The 14,166-nt window shown below is 62.9% G+C and carries 14 protein-coding genes and 1 riboswitch; of the genes, 3 read left to right on the top strand and 11 right to left on the bottom strand.

The genetic code is table 11. The features are described 5' to 3' along the window. From VGE08_RS12620 to thiC, 5 genes are read right to left on the bottom strand one after another with little or no spacing between them, the layout of a single operon-like run. The gene (locus tag VGE08_RS12620) at positions 1-624 is read right to left on the bottom strand and encodes a thiamine phosphate synthase (protein ID WP_331068248.1); all 624 of its coding nucleotides are present in this window, start codon (positions 622-624) and stop codon (positions 1-3) included. Then, positions 621-1,391, bottom strand: a complete 771-nt coding sequence (locus VGE08_RS12615) for a thiazole synthase (protein ID WP_331068247.1) — start codon at positions 1,389-1,391, stop codon at positions 621-623. Before VGE08_RS12615 ends, VGE08_RS12620 begins: the two co-directional genes overlap by 4 nt. Position 1,392: 1 nt before the next feature. Further along, the gene (gene thiS, locus VGE08_RS12610; protein ID WP_331068246.1) at positions 1,393-1,590 is read right to left on the bottom strand and encodes a sulfur carrier protein ThiS; all 198 of its coding nucleotides are present in this window, start codon (positions 1,588-1,590) and stop codon (positions 1,393-1,395) included. Next, entirely contained in the window at positions 1,574-2,569 is a 996-nt protein-coding gene (locus VGE08_RS12605; protein ID WP_331068245.1) for an FAD-dependent oxidoreductase, read from the bottom strand. Before VGE08_RS12605 ends, thiS begins: the two co-directional genes overlap by 17 nt. Next, positions 2,566-4,350, bottom strand: coding sequence for a phosphomethylpyrimidine synthase ThiC (gene thiC / locus VGE08_RS12600; RefSeq protein WP_331068244.1), 1,785 nt, complete (start codon positions 4,348-4,350; stop codon positions 2,566-2,568). Before thiC ends, VGE08_RS12605 begins: the two co-directional genes overlap by 4 nt. 84 nt (positions 4,351-4,434) lie before the next feature. Continuing rightward, a riboswitch (TPP riboswitch) is annotated at positions 4,435-4,552 on the bottom strand. Positions 4,553-4,845: 293 nt separating this feature from the next. Here thiC and VGE08_RS12595 point away from each other — a divergent pair. Then, positions 4,846-6,051, top strand: coding sequence for an HD-GYP domain-containing protein (locus tag VGE08_RS12595; protein WP_331068243.1), 1,206 nt, complete (start codon positions 4,846-4,848; stop codon positions 6,049-6,051). A gap of 6 nt (positions 6,052-6,057) precedes the next feature. Here the strand turns inward: VGE08_RS12595 and VGE08_RS12590 are convergent, their stop codons facing one another. The 3 genes from VGE08_RS12590 to VGE08_RS12580 form a co-directional block, all read right to left on the bottom strand. After that, positions 6,058-7,281, bottom strand: coding sequence for an MFS transporter (locus VGE08_RS12590; protein WP_331068242.1), 1,224 nt, complete (start codon positions 7,279-7,281; stop codon positions 6,058-6,060). A gap of 104 nt (positions 7,282-7,385) precedes the next feature. Continuing rightward, positions 7,386-7,805 carry a secondary thiamine-phosphate synthase enzyme YjbQ gene (locus tag VGE08_RS12585; protein WP_331068241.1) on the bottom strand — a complete coding sequence of 140 codons (420 nt, stop codon included), beginning with the start codon at positions 7,803-7,805 and terminating at the stop codon, positions 7,386-7,388. Positions 7,806-7,814: 9 nt separating this feature from the next. Continuing rightward, a complete protein-coding gene (locus tag VGE08_RS12580) occupies positions 7,815-8,456 on the bottom strand; it encodes a TetR/AcrR family transcriptional regulator (protein ID WP_331068240.1) in 642 nt (213 codons plus the stop codon). 131 nt (positions 8,457-8,587) lie between these two features. Here VGE08_RS12580 and VGE08_RS12575 point away from each other — a divergent pair, with 131 nt between their 5' ends. Both VGE08_RS12575 and VGE08_RS12570 read left to right on the top strand, forming a co-directional pair. Next, entirely contained in the window at positions 8,588-10,192 is a 1,605-nt protein-coding gene (locus tag VGE08_RS12575) for a carboxyl transferase domain-containing protein (RefSeq protein WP_331068239.1), read from the top strand. A 12-nt stretch (positions 10,193-10,204) separates the two neighbouring features. Beyond that, positions 10,205-12,172, top strand: a complete 1,968-nt coding sequence (locus VGE08_RS12570) for an acetyl/propionyl/methylcrotonyl-CoA carboxylase subunit alpha (RefSeq protein WP_331068238.1) — start codon at positions 10,205-10,207, stop codon at positions 12,170-12,172. A 65-nt stretch (positions 12,173-12,237) separates the two neighbouring features. Here VGE08_RS12570 and VGE08_RS12565 read toward each other — a convergent pair whose 3' ends face one another. The 3 genes from VGE08_RS12565 to VGE08_RS12555 are packed head-to-tail and all read right to left on the bottom strand — an operon-like array spanning position 12,238 to position 14,048. Then, a complete protein-coding gene (locus VGE08_RS12565) occupies positions 12,238-12,639 on the bottom strand; it encodes an MbcA/ParS/Xre antitoxin family protein (protein ID WP_331068237.1) in 402 nt (133 codons plus the stop codon). Between the two features lie 32 nt (positions 12,640-12,671). Further along, positions 12,672-13,454, bottom strand: a complete 783-nt coding sequence (locus tag VGE08_RS12560; RefSeq protein WP_331068236.1) for a ZIP family metal transporter — start codon at positions 13,452-13,454, stop codon at positions 12,672-12,674. Positions 13,455-13,457: 3 nt separating this feature from the next. Then, positions 13,458-14,048, bottom strand: coding sequence for a YhgN family NAAT transporter (locus VGE08_RS12555; protein WP_331068235.1), 591 nt, complete (start codon positions 14,046-14,048; stop codon positions 13,458-13,460). Positions 14,049-14,166 lie beyond the last annotated feature (118 nt).

Raw genomic sequence — 14,166 nt, 5'->3', positions numbered from 1 at the left:
TCACGACGCCACGCGAGCGCGACACGCTTCACGCGTGGCGGCTATCCATTCTCTCGCTCTGCTTTCCGGCGAAGAGTGACGCAGCACATCGGAAACAACCGCTGCACTGTCCGCCCCTGCTTCGAACACTCCGGGCCATCGCTCGATTGTCAGGCCCCCGATCGCGACCAATGGAATGTGCCCGATGCGGCCTTTCCATTCCGTCACACGCGCCAGACCCTGCGGCGCCCATGGCATGACTTTCAACGTCGTCGGATACACCGGACCGAGCGCAATGTAGTCTGGAGCGAATGTCAAAGCACGCTCCAACTCCTCGTGACTGTGGGTACTGATTCCAATACGCACCCCGGCGCGTTTCAACGCAGGCACATCGGCATCATCCAGGTCGGACTGCCCCAGATGAACCAGATCGCAATCTTCCTCCAGCGCGACTTGCCAATAGTCGTTGACGACCAGACAAGCGCCCGCCGCGCGGCATAGCGACTTCGCCAGAACCACCTGCCGGCGCACTTCCTCGGCCGAACGGTCCTTGATGCGCAATTGCACCAGCCGTAGGCCGAGTGGCAGGAACCTGCTCAACCAGGCAGCGTCATCGACAATCAAATAAAACGGATCGAGCTTCATGCGAGAAACGCCAGGCCAGCCTCGGGCGTGGAAGGAACAGCAACGTCGCTGGGCAACATGGGTTCGGCCACAAGAGCAGCACGTCCTGCTCGAACTGCATGCGCAAATGCTTCAGCCATCGCTACCGGATCTCCGGCGCGCGCTACGGCGGTATTGATCAGCACACCATTCATGCCCAACTCCATGGCTCGCGCCGCATGCGACGGCACGCCAATCCCAGCGTCGACGATCAGCGGAACGTCGGGAAAGCGAGCGCGTAAGGCTCGCAATCCCGGCACGTTGTTCAGACCCTGCCCCGAGCCGATCGGCGCGCCCCACGGCATCAGCACACGACAGCCCGCATCCAGCAGCTTGTCCGCGACCACCAGATCTTCCGTGGTGTATGGAAAGACCTGGAAGCCATCCGCGCACAGGATCTTCGCTGCCTCGACCAAGCCAAACACGTCGGGCTGCAATGTCGCGCGGTCGCCAATGACTTCCAACTTGATCCAGGTCGTATCGAACAGCTCGCGCGCCATGTGCGCGGTGGTGATAGCCTCCTTGGCGGAATGGCACCCCGCGGTATTGGGAAGAACGCGCACGCCCAAGGAGCGGATGATGGCAAAGAATCCCTGTCCGGAACGCTCGCTGCTCGACTCCCGCCGCAGCGACACCGTGACGACTTCCGTACCTGACACCTTCACGGCCTGCGTCAATACCGCCGGCGATGGATATCTCGAAGTGCCGAGCAGCAGCCTCGAGGTCAATGGCGTGTCGTAGACGATCACATCAACCTCCCTGCATCGGAGCCACGATCTCGATGCGAACACCGTCGCCGAGCATCTGGTCACCGCGCTGCGACTTGGGAATGAACGTTCCGTTGACTGCCGTGGCAATGCTGGCGTTCGTATAGCCCAGCTCGAGGAGCGCTTGGTCCAGCCGGGTCGCGACGATCTCGCAGGCTTCGCCGTTAAGCACAATCTTCATATTCCACCTGGGAAGAACGCTCGCCGTTGAGCACTGCATCCGCCGCCATGCACGCGAACGCCGGCGCCAGCAGGAATCCATGCCGATAGAAACCATTGATATGAATGCGATCACGGCGCCACACGATTCTGGGCATGTTGTCTGGAAAGGCTGGCCGCACTTGTGCGCCGATCTCCAGCACTTCCGCCTCGGCAAAGGCGGGATGCAAAGAACAGGCGGCGCTCAGCAACTCCACCATGGATCGCGCGGTGATGCGGCTGGCATCCTCGCTCTCGATCATGGTGGCGCCGACCATGAACACGCCGTCCGGGCGCGGCACGATGTAGGCAGGAATTCTGGGGTCGAGCAATCGAACCGGGCGCCGGAGCGTGACCTCCTTCGAACGCAGCAACAGCATTTCCCCCTTCACACCGCGCAGGTCTTTCAGATGATGGCGCGCAGCCCAGCCGGTGCAATCGATCACCAGACGATCGTTCGTCGACTGATCCGCGCAAGTCACACCGAAGTGAATTCTGCCGCCGAGCGCGATAACGCGATCTGCCAGGGATCGGAGTGCTTTGCGGGGATCAACATGCGCTTCATCCCGAAAGAACAACGCTCGTAAAAATCGGCCCTTCAGTGCAGGCTCCAATTCACCAATGGCAGCGGCGTCCAATTCCTCGTAGCGCGTCGTTCGACGGCTGAACGCGACCAACTCGGACGAGTAACGGCCATGCGCCAGCACCAGACTGCCCTGTCGCACCACAGTGGGCACGCGCTTCGTCCACCAGGCGAGGCTCTGTTCGCCAAATTCGGCGATGAGCTCGGCGGAGTGCTCATACTCGCACCACGGCGATAGCATGCCTCCCGCATACCAGGAACAGCTCTTTGGCCCGAAGCCCTGCGCCTGCTCGAATATTTCCACGGCGGCGCCGCGCTCGGCGAATTCGACAGCACAGGTCATTCCGGCCACGCCTGCGCCGATGATCGCGATCTTCACGAAGCTTGGCCCGTACCAGGGGCGACGTAGATCTCGCCTTGCTCGCGAAACTTCACCGCCATCTCTTTCATGCCCGAGTCGCGCGCCGCCGCCTGCACCTCGTGCGAAATGCGCATCGAGCAGAACTTTGGTCCACACATCGAGCAGAAGTGCGCAAGCTTGTGCGCCTCGCGCGGCATGGTTTCATCGTGGAATGCACACGCCGTGTCCGGATCGAGCGAGAGATTGAACTGATCTTCCCACCGGAAATCGAAGCGCGCGCGCGAAATCGCATCGTCGCGATCGCGCGCTCCTGGATGGCCCTTCGCAAGATCGGCGGCGTGCGCGGCAATCTTGTAAGTGATCACGCCTGTCTTGACGTCATCTCGATTCGGCAGGCCCAGGTGTTCCTTTGGCGTGACATAGCAGAGCATCGCTGTGCCAAACCAGCCGATCATGGCGGCGCCGATCGCCGAAGTGATGTGATCGTAGCCGGGAGCGATATCCGTCGTCAGCGGGCCGAGGGTGTAGAACGGCGCTTCCGAGCAGTGCTTCAATTGCTCGTCCATGTTCTCCTTGATCTTGTGCATGGGCACGTGGCCCGGGCCTTCGATCATCACCTGGCAGTCGCGCCGCCACGCGATCTGCGTCAGCTCGCCCAGCGTCCGTAGCTCGGCGAACTGCGCGGCGTCGTTTGCGTCCGCTATCGAGCCCGGACGCAGTCCGTCACCCAGCGAGAAGCTCACGTCATAGGCGCGGCAGATGTCGCAGATCTCTTCGAAATGCTCGTACAGGAAGCTCTCTTTGTGATGCGCGAGACACCATTTGGCCATGATGGAGCCGCCGCGAGACACGATTCCCGTGACCCGGTTCGCCGTCAGCGGAATGTATTGAAGCCGCACGCCCGCGTGGATCGTGAAGTAGTCCACGCCCTGCTCCGCCTGTTCGATCAGTGTGTCGCGGAAAACCTCCCAGGTCAGTGCTTCGGCCACGCCGTCCACTTTTTCCAATGCCTGGTAAATGGGCACCGTGCCGATGGGCACGGGCGAATTGCGCAGAATCCATTCTCGGATGTTGTGAATGTTTCGTCCGGTGGACAGGTCCATCACGGTGTCCGCGCCCCAGCGGATCGCCCACACCATCTTGTCGACCTCTTCGGCCATGCTGGACGTCACGGCGGAGTTGCCGATGTTGGCGTTGATCTTCACCAGGAAGTTGCGGCCGATGATCATCGGCTCGGACTCGGGATGATTGATGTTCGCCGGGATGATGGCGCGGCCGGCCGCGACCTCCGAGCGCACGAACTCCGGGGTCACGTATTCGGGCAAGCTTGCGCCCCATGGATTGCCATCGCGCCCTGCTGCCGCTCGTAGTTTGGCGCGCCCGACGTTCTCTCGGATCGCAACGAACTCCATTTCCGGCGTGATGATGCCGGCGCGCGCATAGGCCAATTGGGTGACAGCCCTCCCCGCCTTGGCCTGCAACGGAGCATGTCTTATTGGAAATTCACTCGCCGAGCCCGGATGAGCCGGCGGCTGTCCGCGCTCAACGTCGTTGCGTGAATGAATCCATTGCTCGCGGATTCGCTCCAGCCCTTGCTCGATATGAATTTTCGCGCTCGGGTCGGTGTACGGACCAGACGAGTCGTACACCACCAAATCGGGCTCGCGCGCCGAGGGATGCAACTTGATCGCCCGCATCGGCACCTTGATCTGTGGATGCAGTGCGCCCGGTTCGTAGATCTTGCGAGAGGAAGGCAGCGCGGCCGTGCTGACTGGTACCAACTCCGTCTGGGCGTTCATCCGATTCTCCCCACCTGATTGTCATGGGAGATCCAGAGCCGCCGGGTACGAAGCAACGCATCCGCGACGTCAACGAAGGGACGTCGCCACGCGCCAAGACTTTCCTACGCCAGTATGACCTGGATCAGGTTCAAGGGTCGTCATACCGCGCCTCGGCGCCAATGACCTCTCAGCCCCTCAAGGGGCTCCCCTAGCGACCGCGACGTTAGCCCTGCGTGTGACGCGAGTCAAGGCGTGAGGGAAACCCTGCATTGCGCCGCCGAGAGCGCACGAACTCCGCTGCCGCGCGCGCGCCGAACATTCGCTTTGGGACATACCTCTCAAAATCGGGGGAGACGGGACTGTAATTTTTCGGCGACACCTGCCGATGCAGGTCAACGGACGGATTACGACGCCGCGGGTCGTTCCAAAAGAAAGGACTCGCGCATAAAGGCCATGAGACGGGGCCGTGAAGAACGGGGCCATGCAAAACGGACAGCCTGCCGCACAGACGCCATGCTGAAAAAAATCACCATTGCCGAAGTACGAATCGGAATGTTCGTCGCTTCGATCGAGGGTCCGTGGTTTACGCACTCTCTGTGGAAGACTCGCTTTCTGGTCAAGGACGGCGAGATGCTCACGCGCCTGCAGACCTCGGGCGCCAAGGAGATCTGGATCGATACGTCCAAGGGCAAGGACGTGGCTCAACCGCAGACCTCCGCCGCCACTCCAGTGACCGCAGCGGTTCCGGAACCTGCGCCCCAGAAGAGGACGCGCGGTTCGATGGCGGACGAGCTGGACAACGCCAGCCAGGTTCTCAAGCGCTCCAAGGAAGCGGTCACTTCCCTGTTCGCCGAAGCTCGCATGGGCAACGCGGTGAACACGAGCGACTGCGCCCCGCTGGTCAACGACATCGTCGATTCCGTCGACCACAACCAGCACGCGCTCGTCAGCCTGTGCCGGCTGAAGACCGCGGACGAATACACATACATGCATTCGGTGTCGGTGTGCGCATTGATGGTGTCGCTCGGCCGGCAACTCGGCCTGGATGATGAAACGGTGCGCGACGCCGGCATGGCCGGCCTGCTGCACGATCTCGGCAAGGCGGTCATGCCGCAGGAGATCATCAACAAGCCGGGCAAGCTCACCGACGAAGAATTCACCATCATCAAATCGCATCCCGTGCGCGGCCACGAAATGCTGCTGGAGAGCGGCGTCGACAACGAGCGCGTGCTCGACGTGGCGCGCCACCATCACGAGCGCATGGACGGCAAGGGCTATCCCGACAACCTGGGCGGCGACACGATTTCCCTGATCGCGCGCATGAGCGCGGTCTGCGATGTGTACGATGCCGTGACTTCGGACCGCCCCTACAAGGCGGGCTGGGACCCGGCCGAGTCGGTCTCGAAAATGGCGACCTGGGAAGGCCATTTCGATCCGTTGGTGTTGCAGACCTTCATCAAGACCATCGGCATCTATCCGGTCGGCTCGCTGGTGCGCATGGCGTCCGGCAAGCTCGGCGTGGTGGTGGAACAGAATTCCAAAAAGCTCACCGCACCCAAGGTGAAGCTGTTCTTCTCCACCAAGTCTGGCATGCCGTTCGAGCCCAAGCTGGTCGACCTGCTGGACCCGCTGCTCAACGATCGCATCGTGGCGCGCGAACCGCCCGAAAACTGGAGCTTCGGTTATCTCAACGATCTGTGGGCGAACCACGTCGCGTAGCAAATGCTACGCGATGCTCCGCTCGTCATGACGCGAATCCGGCAGCCAGATCGCAAGCAGCCCCAATAGCGGCAGCATCGCGCTCAACCGGTACACCATCTCGATGCCATAGACATCCGCGAGATGGCCGAAGGAAGCGGCTGCCAGGCCTGCCACGCCGAACGAAAAGCCGAACATCATTCCCGACACCATGCCGACGCGCGCCGGCATCAGCTCCTGCGCGAACACCACGATGGCCGGAAACGCCGACGCGATCGTCAGCCCGATCAGCACGGTCAGCACTTCGGTCCAGGCCAGGTCGACGAACGGCAGCAGCAGCGTGAACGGAATCGCGCCCATGACCGAAAACCGGATCACGTTCTTGCGGCCGAACCGGTCGCCCCAATAGCCGCCCGCCAGCGTGCCGGCGGCCAGCGCCCCCAGGAACAGGAACAAGTGCACCTGCGCCTCGACCACGCTGACGTGAAAGCGCTCGATGAGATAGAACGTGTAGTAGTTGGTCAGGCTGGCCACATAGGCGTACTTGGAAAATATCAGCAGCAGCAGAATCGCCATGCCCTTGATCACGGTCTCTCGCGGCACGGCGCTGTGCGCCTTCTGCGGCGTGCGCAGCCGCTGCAAGCGCGGCAGGCCATGGTGTTTGTACCAGACTCCGACGTTCCAAAGGATCGCGGTGGACAGCAGCGTCAGCAACGCGAACGCCACCAGGCTCGACTGCCCCCATTGCACGACGATCAGCGCCGCGAACAACGGCCCGATGGCCTGACCGGCATTGCCGCCCAGCTGGAACAACGATTGCGCCAACGAATGACGAGTGCCCGACGCCATGCGCGCGACGCGCGAAGACTCGGGATGGAACACCGACGAACCCAAGCCAAGCATCATGGCGCCGATGACCAGCCAAACGTAGGTGGAAGACATGGCGAACACCGCCAGCCCCGCAGCGGTGAACAACGTTCCCGCTGGCAACGAGAACGGCGCCGGCCGACGGTCGGCGGCATAGCCGATCACCGGTTGCAGCAGCGACGCGGTGGTTTGATACGCCAGCGAGATCCAGCCGATCTGCGCGAACGATAGCGAGTGGCTCGCTTTGACCATCGGATAGCTCGCCTGCATCAGCGACTGCATCATGTCGTTCAACAGATGGCAGCAGCTGATGGCCAGAATGATGGAGAACGCGGTGTCATCCCGCAGGGTGGCGGGAGCGCTGACCTCGGCCGATGGATTCAAGACAGGCTTCCGGAAGACGTCTGGGAGATTTTCTGGAGCCGCAAGTGTATGTCACTTGCGTTCGCCGCGTCTGCCGACTTCCGTCCGTTGCAACTGGAGCGGCGTTACTCGCCCAACAGATGAAGCACGACTTGTCGCTCGTGCGGTCGCCGACGATGCTCGAACAAGTAGATACCCTGCCACGTGCCGAGCGCCGGCTCGCCCTCGATCACGGGGATGGATAACTGAACTTGCGTCAGCGCCGTGCGCAGATGTGCGGGCATATCGTCCGGCCCTTCATCGTCATGGGCATATCGCGCGGGATCTTCGGGAGCGATCTGCTCGAAGAATGCCTCGAGATCGGACCGCACTTCCCTGGCCGCGTTCTCCTGGATCAGCAGCGACGCCGACGTATGCTTACAGAACACGGTGAGCAGCCCGGTGGTCAGCCGCTGATCGGCGACCCAGCTGCGAATCTCGCGCGTGATCTCGAGCAATCCGCGCCCCGAAGTGCGGATGGAAAGAACGTGCGTGGACTGGCGCATGGCGGGACCTCAAGCTTTGGCGCCCCGCCCTGCTTTCCTGGTCGGAACGCTGGCTCCAACGGCTCGTGTACAGAATGCCACGATGCCCTCGACCAGTTCCTTGCGCGCTTCGCGCTTGGCCCGGGGAGCGATCGGCCGAATCAGGGCTTCGGTGAAGGCGCCCACGATGCAGGCCGCGCCGATATCGGCGGATTGTTTGGGGAATTCCCCTGCCTCGATGCCCTCGACCAGCAAGGACTTGAACACCTCGCCGAAGCGCTTGCGCCCGAGCAGGCGAGCCTCGTCGACCTCCTGCTCGGCGGGTTCGGCGATAAATGCATAAGCCAGGTACGGGCCCTCCAACGCGCGATTGGCGAACGATTCCACGCAACCGCGCAGGCGCGCGGTGACATCGCCTTCACCCCTGGCGATGTCCTGCAGGATGGCGATTTCGTGATCGATGGCGCTGGTCAGCACTTCGACGAATAGCGCCGCCTTGGAGGGAAAGTAACGATAGATGGCGCCGGCGGACAGCCCGGCGCTGGCGGCCACGGCGGCGATGGAGGCGTGGTTGAAGCCGCCCTCGGCAACCAGCGCCCGCGCGGCCTTCAGGATGCGCTGGCGGTTGTCGGCCAGGCGCTCCTCCATCAGGAATGATCGCTTGTAGCTCATGGCCGGATCGTACCATGAAGTGAATACCGATTTTTTTTGTGAATCTCCATTCACTTCTTGGCCGGGGCTACCTACAATGCCGGCTGGATTGCTGTGCCGGACGGCCGGCCGTTGCCATGGCCCGGGGGAACATGAACATCATCCAGTCGAAGTTGCGCACCAACAGCGATGAATATCGCGCCAACAGCGCCGCGCTACGCGCGCTGGTGGAAGAGTTGCGCGAAAGAACCGCTGCCGCCGCGATGGGTGGCTCGGAAAGTGCCCGACGAAAACATACGTCCCGCGGCAAGCTGCTGGTGCGCGAGCGGATCGATCTGCTGCTCGACCCCGGCACACCCTTCCTCGAGTTCTCGCCGCTGGCGGCGTACGGCATGTATGGCGGCGATGTCGCCAGTGCCGGCGCGGTTGCCGGAATCGGCCGGATCAACGGCCGCGAATGCGTCATCGTCGGCAACGACGCGACGGTCAAAGGCGGCACGTACTATCCCATCACCGTCAAGAAACATCTGCGCGCCCAGGAAATCGCGCGTGAGAACCGGCTGCCCTGCGTCTACCTGGTCGACTCCGGCGGCGCCTTCCTGCCCATGCAGGACGAAGTGTTTCCGGACAAGGAACATTTCGGCCGCATCTTCTACAACCAGGCCAATCTCTCCTCGCTCGGCATTCCGCAGATCGCCTGCGTCATGGGTTCGTGCACGGCCGGCGGCGCGTATGTGCCGGCCATGAGCGACGAGGCAGTGATCGTGCGCAATCAAGGCACGATATTTCTTGGCGGTCCGCCGCTGGTGAAAGCCGCGACCGGCGAAGTGGTGAGCGCCGAGGACCTGGGCGGCGGCGATGTACACACACGCATCTCCGGCGTGGCCGACCACCTGGCCGAGAACGACCACCATGCTCTCGCCCTCGTTCGCCGCATCGTCGGCAACCTCGGGCCGCGCGACCTGTCGCTTCAACCACAAGCCGTGGAAGATCCGTTGTACGACCCCGAAGAGTTGTATGGCGTGATTCCCGCCGATACCCGCAAGCCCTTCGATGTGCGCGAAGTCATCGCCCGCATGGTCGACGGCTCGCGCTTCGACGAGTTCAAGGCACGCTTCGGCAACACGCTGGTGACCGGCTTCGCGCACGTGTATGGCTATCCCGTGGGCATCATCGCCAACAACGGCGTGCTGTTCTCCGAGTCGGCGCAGAAGGCGGCGCACTTCATCGAGCTGTGCTCGCAGCGTCGCATTCCGCTGACGTTCCTGCAGAACATCACCGGGTTCATGGTCGGCCGCAAATACGAGAACGAAGGCATTGCTCGTCACGGCGCCAAAATGGTCACAGCCGTCGCGACGACCCAGGTGCCGAAGTTCACCGTGCTGATCGGCGGCTCCTACGGTGCCGGCAATTACGGCATGTGTGGCCGTGCCTACTCGCCACGTTTCCTGTGGACCTGGCCGAATTCGAAGATCTCGGTGATGGGTGGCGAGCAAGCTGCCAACGTGCTGGCGACGGTGCGGCGTGACGCGCTCGAAGCGCAGGGCAAACAGTGGAGCGTCGAAGACGAAGAAGCCTTCAAAGCCCCGACCCGCGCGCAGTTCGAGACTCAAGGCAGCCCCTACTACGCCACCGCGCGACTCTGGGACGACGGCATCATCGATCCGGCTCAGACCCGACGCACCCTGGCGCTCGGCCTCGCGGCTGCAGCCAATGCTCCGGTGCCCGAGACACGCTTCGGCGTGTTCCGCATGTAAGAGGACTGAAGAATGTTCACCAAGATCCTCATCGCCAATCGCGGCGAAATCGCATGCCGGGTGATCGCCACTTGCCGCAAGCTCGGCATTCGCACCGTCGCTGTTTATTCCGAGGCGGACGCTGGCGCGCGCCACGTTCGCCTTGCCGATGAAGCCTATTGCGTGGGTCCCGCGGCCTCGCGCGAAAGTTATCTGCGCATCGATCGCATCATCGAAGTGTGCAAACAGTCCGGTGCGCAGGCCGTCCATCCCGGCTATGGTTTTCTAGCGGAGAATGACAGCTTCGCCGAAGCTTGCGAGCAGAATGACATCGTATTCATCGGCCCACCGGTCAAGAGCATTCGAGCCATGGGCTCCAAGTCGGCGGCCAAGGCACTCATGCAGCAGGCCAACGTGCCGCTGGTGCCCGGCTATCACGGCGCCGATCAAGATCCAGCCTTACTACAACGTGAAGCGGATCGCATTGGCTATCCGGTGCTGATCAAGGCGTCGGCGGGCGGTGGTGGCAAAGGCATGCGCGTCGTGAACGCGCCAGAAGAATTCGCTGCCGCCCTTGCCTCGTGCCAGCGCGAAGCACGGACTTCGTTCGGCGACGAGCGCGTGCTCATCGAAAAATATCTGCTCCAGCCGCGCCACATCGAGATCCAGGTGTTCGCCGACAAGGCCGGGCACACCATCAGCCTCCATGAGCGCGACTGCTCGGCCCAGCGCCGTCACCAGAAAGTGGTGGAAGAAGCGCCTGCGCCCAGTGTCGATGCCAGGCAGCGCGAAGCGATGGGCCGTGCCGCTTGCGACGCTGCGCGTGCCGTCGGTTATGTCGGTGCCGGCACCGTCGAGTTCATTGCCGATGCGGCGGGTCATTTCTATTTCATGGAAATGAACACGCGCCTGCAGGTCGAGCATCCGGTGACCGAAATGATCACCGGCCTGGACCTGGTCGAATGGCAGCTGCGCATCGCAGCCGGCGAGAATCTACCGCTCACGCAGGAGCAGGTGCCGCTGCGCGGTCACTCGATCGAAGTGCGCATTTATGCCGAGGAGCCCGAAAAAGGATTCCTGCCTTCGGTGGGTCGCCTCGCCTGCTTCCAAACGCCCTCGCCTTCGGCACACGTGCGCCTGGATACTGGCGTCGAGCAAGGCGACGAAATCACGCCTCACTACGATCCCATGATCGCCAAGCTCATCGTGTGGGATCAGACTCGCGATGCCGCGATCGAGCGAATGCTGGTCGCTTTGGCGGACACTCGCATCGTTGGCGTAGGCCATAACGTCAATTTCCTCTCTCGCCTGGTCGGCCACGCCGCTTTCCGCGAAGGCCGCGTCGATACCGGCCTGATAGAGCGAGAGCGTGCGGCACTGATCCCAACCAGCAGGGAATTGCCGCAGGAAGTGTTCGAGGTCGCTGCCCTGGCGCAGCTGGCGCACGAGCGCGAGCAGGCGAAAACACAGTCCCCTTCGCCGTGGAGCATCGCAGACGGATGGCGCATCAACGGTGCTCAGAGCCGCAAGCTGCACTTCGCCGCTGGCGAACAGACGGCTGACGTAGCTGTGCGCTACACGTCAAGCGGCTATGTCATCGACGATGAGGCGGCAACTGTGCAGCAGTCCGGGTCCGAACTGCGCATCACTATTGGCCAACGGCACATCAATGCGGCAGTCGTGCGGCACGGCGAGCAAATGCACGTGTTCCTGCGGGGCGCGCAGCACGTGCTGACTTATGATGATCCGCTGGTCCATGCGGGCGAAACCGAAGAAATCCAAGGCGGTCTCGCGGCGCCCATGCCTGGGAAGATCATTGCGCTACTCGCCGAGCCCGGCGCAGACGTGGCCAAGGGCGCTGCCTTGCTGGTGATGGAAGCCATGAAGATGGAACTGACCGTGTTTGCTCCCGGCAAGGGCACACTGGTCAGCTATTTGTGCAACGTCGGCGATCAGGTGAAGGAAGGCGTGGTATTGGTCGACTTCCAGGCCAGTGCCTGACCCGCAGGCGGCGTGCTCACATCACCACGTAGTTGGGATTGTCGGAAAAGCGGAACCAGGGATCTTCAGTGCTCGCTCCGGTTCGGGTGCCGGGTGCCGGGCGGCATGCGCAATTCGTACTTGCGCACCGAGCTCAGATAGCGGTGCACGCGATCCGCTGCGACGGTCGCGAGCAGGTCGAACGGCCGTCCGCCCAGCGCCTCGTTGGGAGTGGCCAGCCAGACCCTGGCACGTTCCGCCGAACCGAGCACTTCCACGGTCGCGCGAAACATCCCGACGATCTTCAGCGCCGCCTCCCATTCGGGCCGCTGCGGGTCCAACGAACGCGCGCCCGACTGCAGCTGGGCAATCTCCTCCGGCGACGAATTCAGCAATGACGGCAATCCCGCCGCCAATCCCAACTGCTCCACGGCGCGCAGTAGCGCCTTGGTCAGTAGTGGCGGCGACAATGTGGACGGCTGATACATCGAAGACTCACGAATGGGATGGTTGCCGGCGCTCAGGCGAATACCGCGTCCAGGAACATCATCACGGCAAAGCCGCCGAGCAGCGAGAAGGTTGCGAGATCTTCATAACCGCCGCGATGCGTCTCGGGAATGATTTCATCGCTGATGATGAACAGCATGGCACCGGCCGCGAGCCCGAGCACGACCGGCATCATCGGCCCCGTGATCCACACGGCCGAGCTGCCCACGGCGCCGCCCAACGGTTCCACCAGGCCGGTCAGCGACGCGACCAGGAATGCCTGCGCCTTGGGATAGTCGATGGCCAGCATGGCAGCGGCGACCGCGAGCCCTTCGGGCACGTTTTGCAAGCCGATGCCGACCGCGAGCGGCACCGCCTTGGCCGGATCGCCGCTGGCGAAACCGACGCCGACCGCCATGCCTTCGGGAAAGTTGTGCAAGGTGATGGCAATGATGAACAGCCACAGCCGCTGCAGCCGCAGGCTGTCCGGCCCCTGTTTGCCCATCACGAAATGTTCGTGCGGCACGCGCTTGTGAATCCAGTACAAACCGATCGCGCCCCCCAGCAGTCCGCCGATCACCACCAGCACCGCCAACGGCCTGGAGGCGATGTGCGACTCGGCATGATCGAGCGCCGGCTGCAACAGGGAGAAGAAGGTTGCGGCCAGCATGACGCCAGCGGCGCCGCTCAGCAGGGCATCCTGAGCCTTGGGCGAAGGCCGGCGAAAAGAGAACACCCAGAGCGCGCCGACCACCGTGCCCATGCCCGCGAGGAAGCTCGCTCCCAGGCCCTGCAGAAAGATTTCATGCGCCTGCATGCGTCAGCCCGAGTAATGCTCCAGGAACTGTGCCACGCCGTTCAGGAACATCTGCACGCTGATCATCACCAGCACCATGCCCATCAGCCGCTCCATCGCGGTCAAGCCGCGTTCGCCGAGCGCTCGATAGAAGAAGGGCGCGGCGATCAGGATAGCGGCCGTCGCCGACCAGGCAATCGTCGTGGCCAGCCACAGCTCCAGCATGCTTCCAGCGGTCGCGCGCAGCAGTAACAACGTGGCCAGCGTCGAAGGCCCGGCGATCAGCGGAATCGCCAGGGGCACCACCAGCGGCTCCCCCTCCGCCGCATCGTCGAAGCCGCCGCTGGCGGGAAAGATCATGCGCAATGCGATCAGGAACAGCACGATGCCGCCGGCGATGCTGATCGTCTCCTGCTCGATCTGCAGCAGCGCCAGCGCGCGCTGGCCGACCAGCAGGAAGAAAATCAGCACCACGTACGCGATCAGGCATTCGCGCACCAGGATCTTGCGCCGGCGCTCCGGCGCCACGCGTTTGAGCACGGCCAGGAACACCGGCACATTGCCCAACGGATCCATGATCAACCACAAAGTGATGACGGCGGAGAGAATGTCCATCCGCACAGAATCTCACAAATCGCCGGTTCGCCGCGAGCGCCCATCGGCGATCTTGCCCGGGTGCCCGTGTAGCGTGTACCCAATTGGAGCAGGCACGGAGGGCCGGTCGCGGCTGGAA

The sequence above is a fragment of the Steroidobacter sp. genome (genome assembly GCF_036406195.1).
GTDB lineage: Bacteria > Pseudomonadota > Gammaproteobacteria > Steroidobacterales > Steroidobacteraceae > Steroidobacter.
Note: the sequence above shows the minus strand (reverse complement) of the source record. Positions and strands in the feature narration are given on the sequence as shown.

Coding starts and splice junctions, on each gene's coding strand:
- VGE08_RS12620 (WP_331068248.1), bottom strand. CDS start 624: ATGAAGCTCGATCCGTTTTATTTGATTGTCGATGACGCTGCCTGGTTG.
- thiS (WP_331068246.1), bottom strand. CDS start 1,590: ATGAAGATTGTGCTTAACGGCGAAGCCTGCGAGATCGTCGCGACCCGG.
- thiC (WP_331068244.1), bottom strand. CDS start 4,350: ATGAACGCCCAGACGGAGTTGGTACCAGTCAGCACGGCCGCGCTGCCT.
- VGE08_RS12595 (WP_331068243.1), top strand. CDS start 4,846: ATGCTGAAAAAAATCACCATTGCCGAAGTACGAATCGGAATGTTCGTC.
- VGE08_RS12585 (WP_331068241.1), bottom strand. CDS start 7,805: ATGCGCCAGTCCACGCACGTTCTTTCCATCCGCACTTCGGGGCGCGGA.
- VGE08_RS12580 (WP_331068240.1), bottom strand. CDS start 8,456: ATGAGCTACAAGCGATCATTCCTGATGGAGGAGCGCCTGGCCGACAAC.
- VGE08_RS12575 (WP_331068239.1), top strand. CDS start 8,588: ATGAACATCATCCAGTCGAAGTTGCGCACCAACAGCGATGAATATCGC.
- VGE08_RS12570 (WP_331068238.1), top strand. CDS start 10,205: ATGTTCACCAAGATCCTCATCGCCAATCGCGGCGAAATCGCATGCCGG.
- VGE08_RS12565 (WP_331068237.1), bottom strand. CDS start 12,639: ATGTATCAGCCGTCCACATTGTCGCCGCCACTACTGACCAAGGCGCTA.
- VGE08_RS12560 (WP_331068236.1), bottom strand. CDS start 13,454: ATGCAGGCGCATGAAATCTTTCTGCAGGGCCTGGGAGCGAGCTTCCTC.
- VGE08_RS12555 (WP_331068235.1), bottom strand. CDS start 14,048: ATGGACATTCTCTCCGCCGTCATCACTTTGTGGTTGATCATGGATCCG.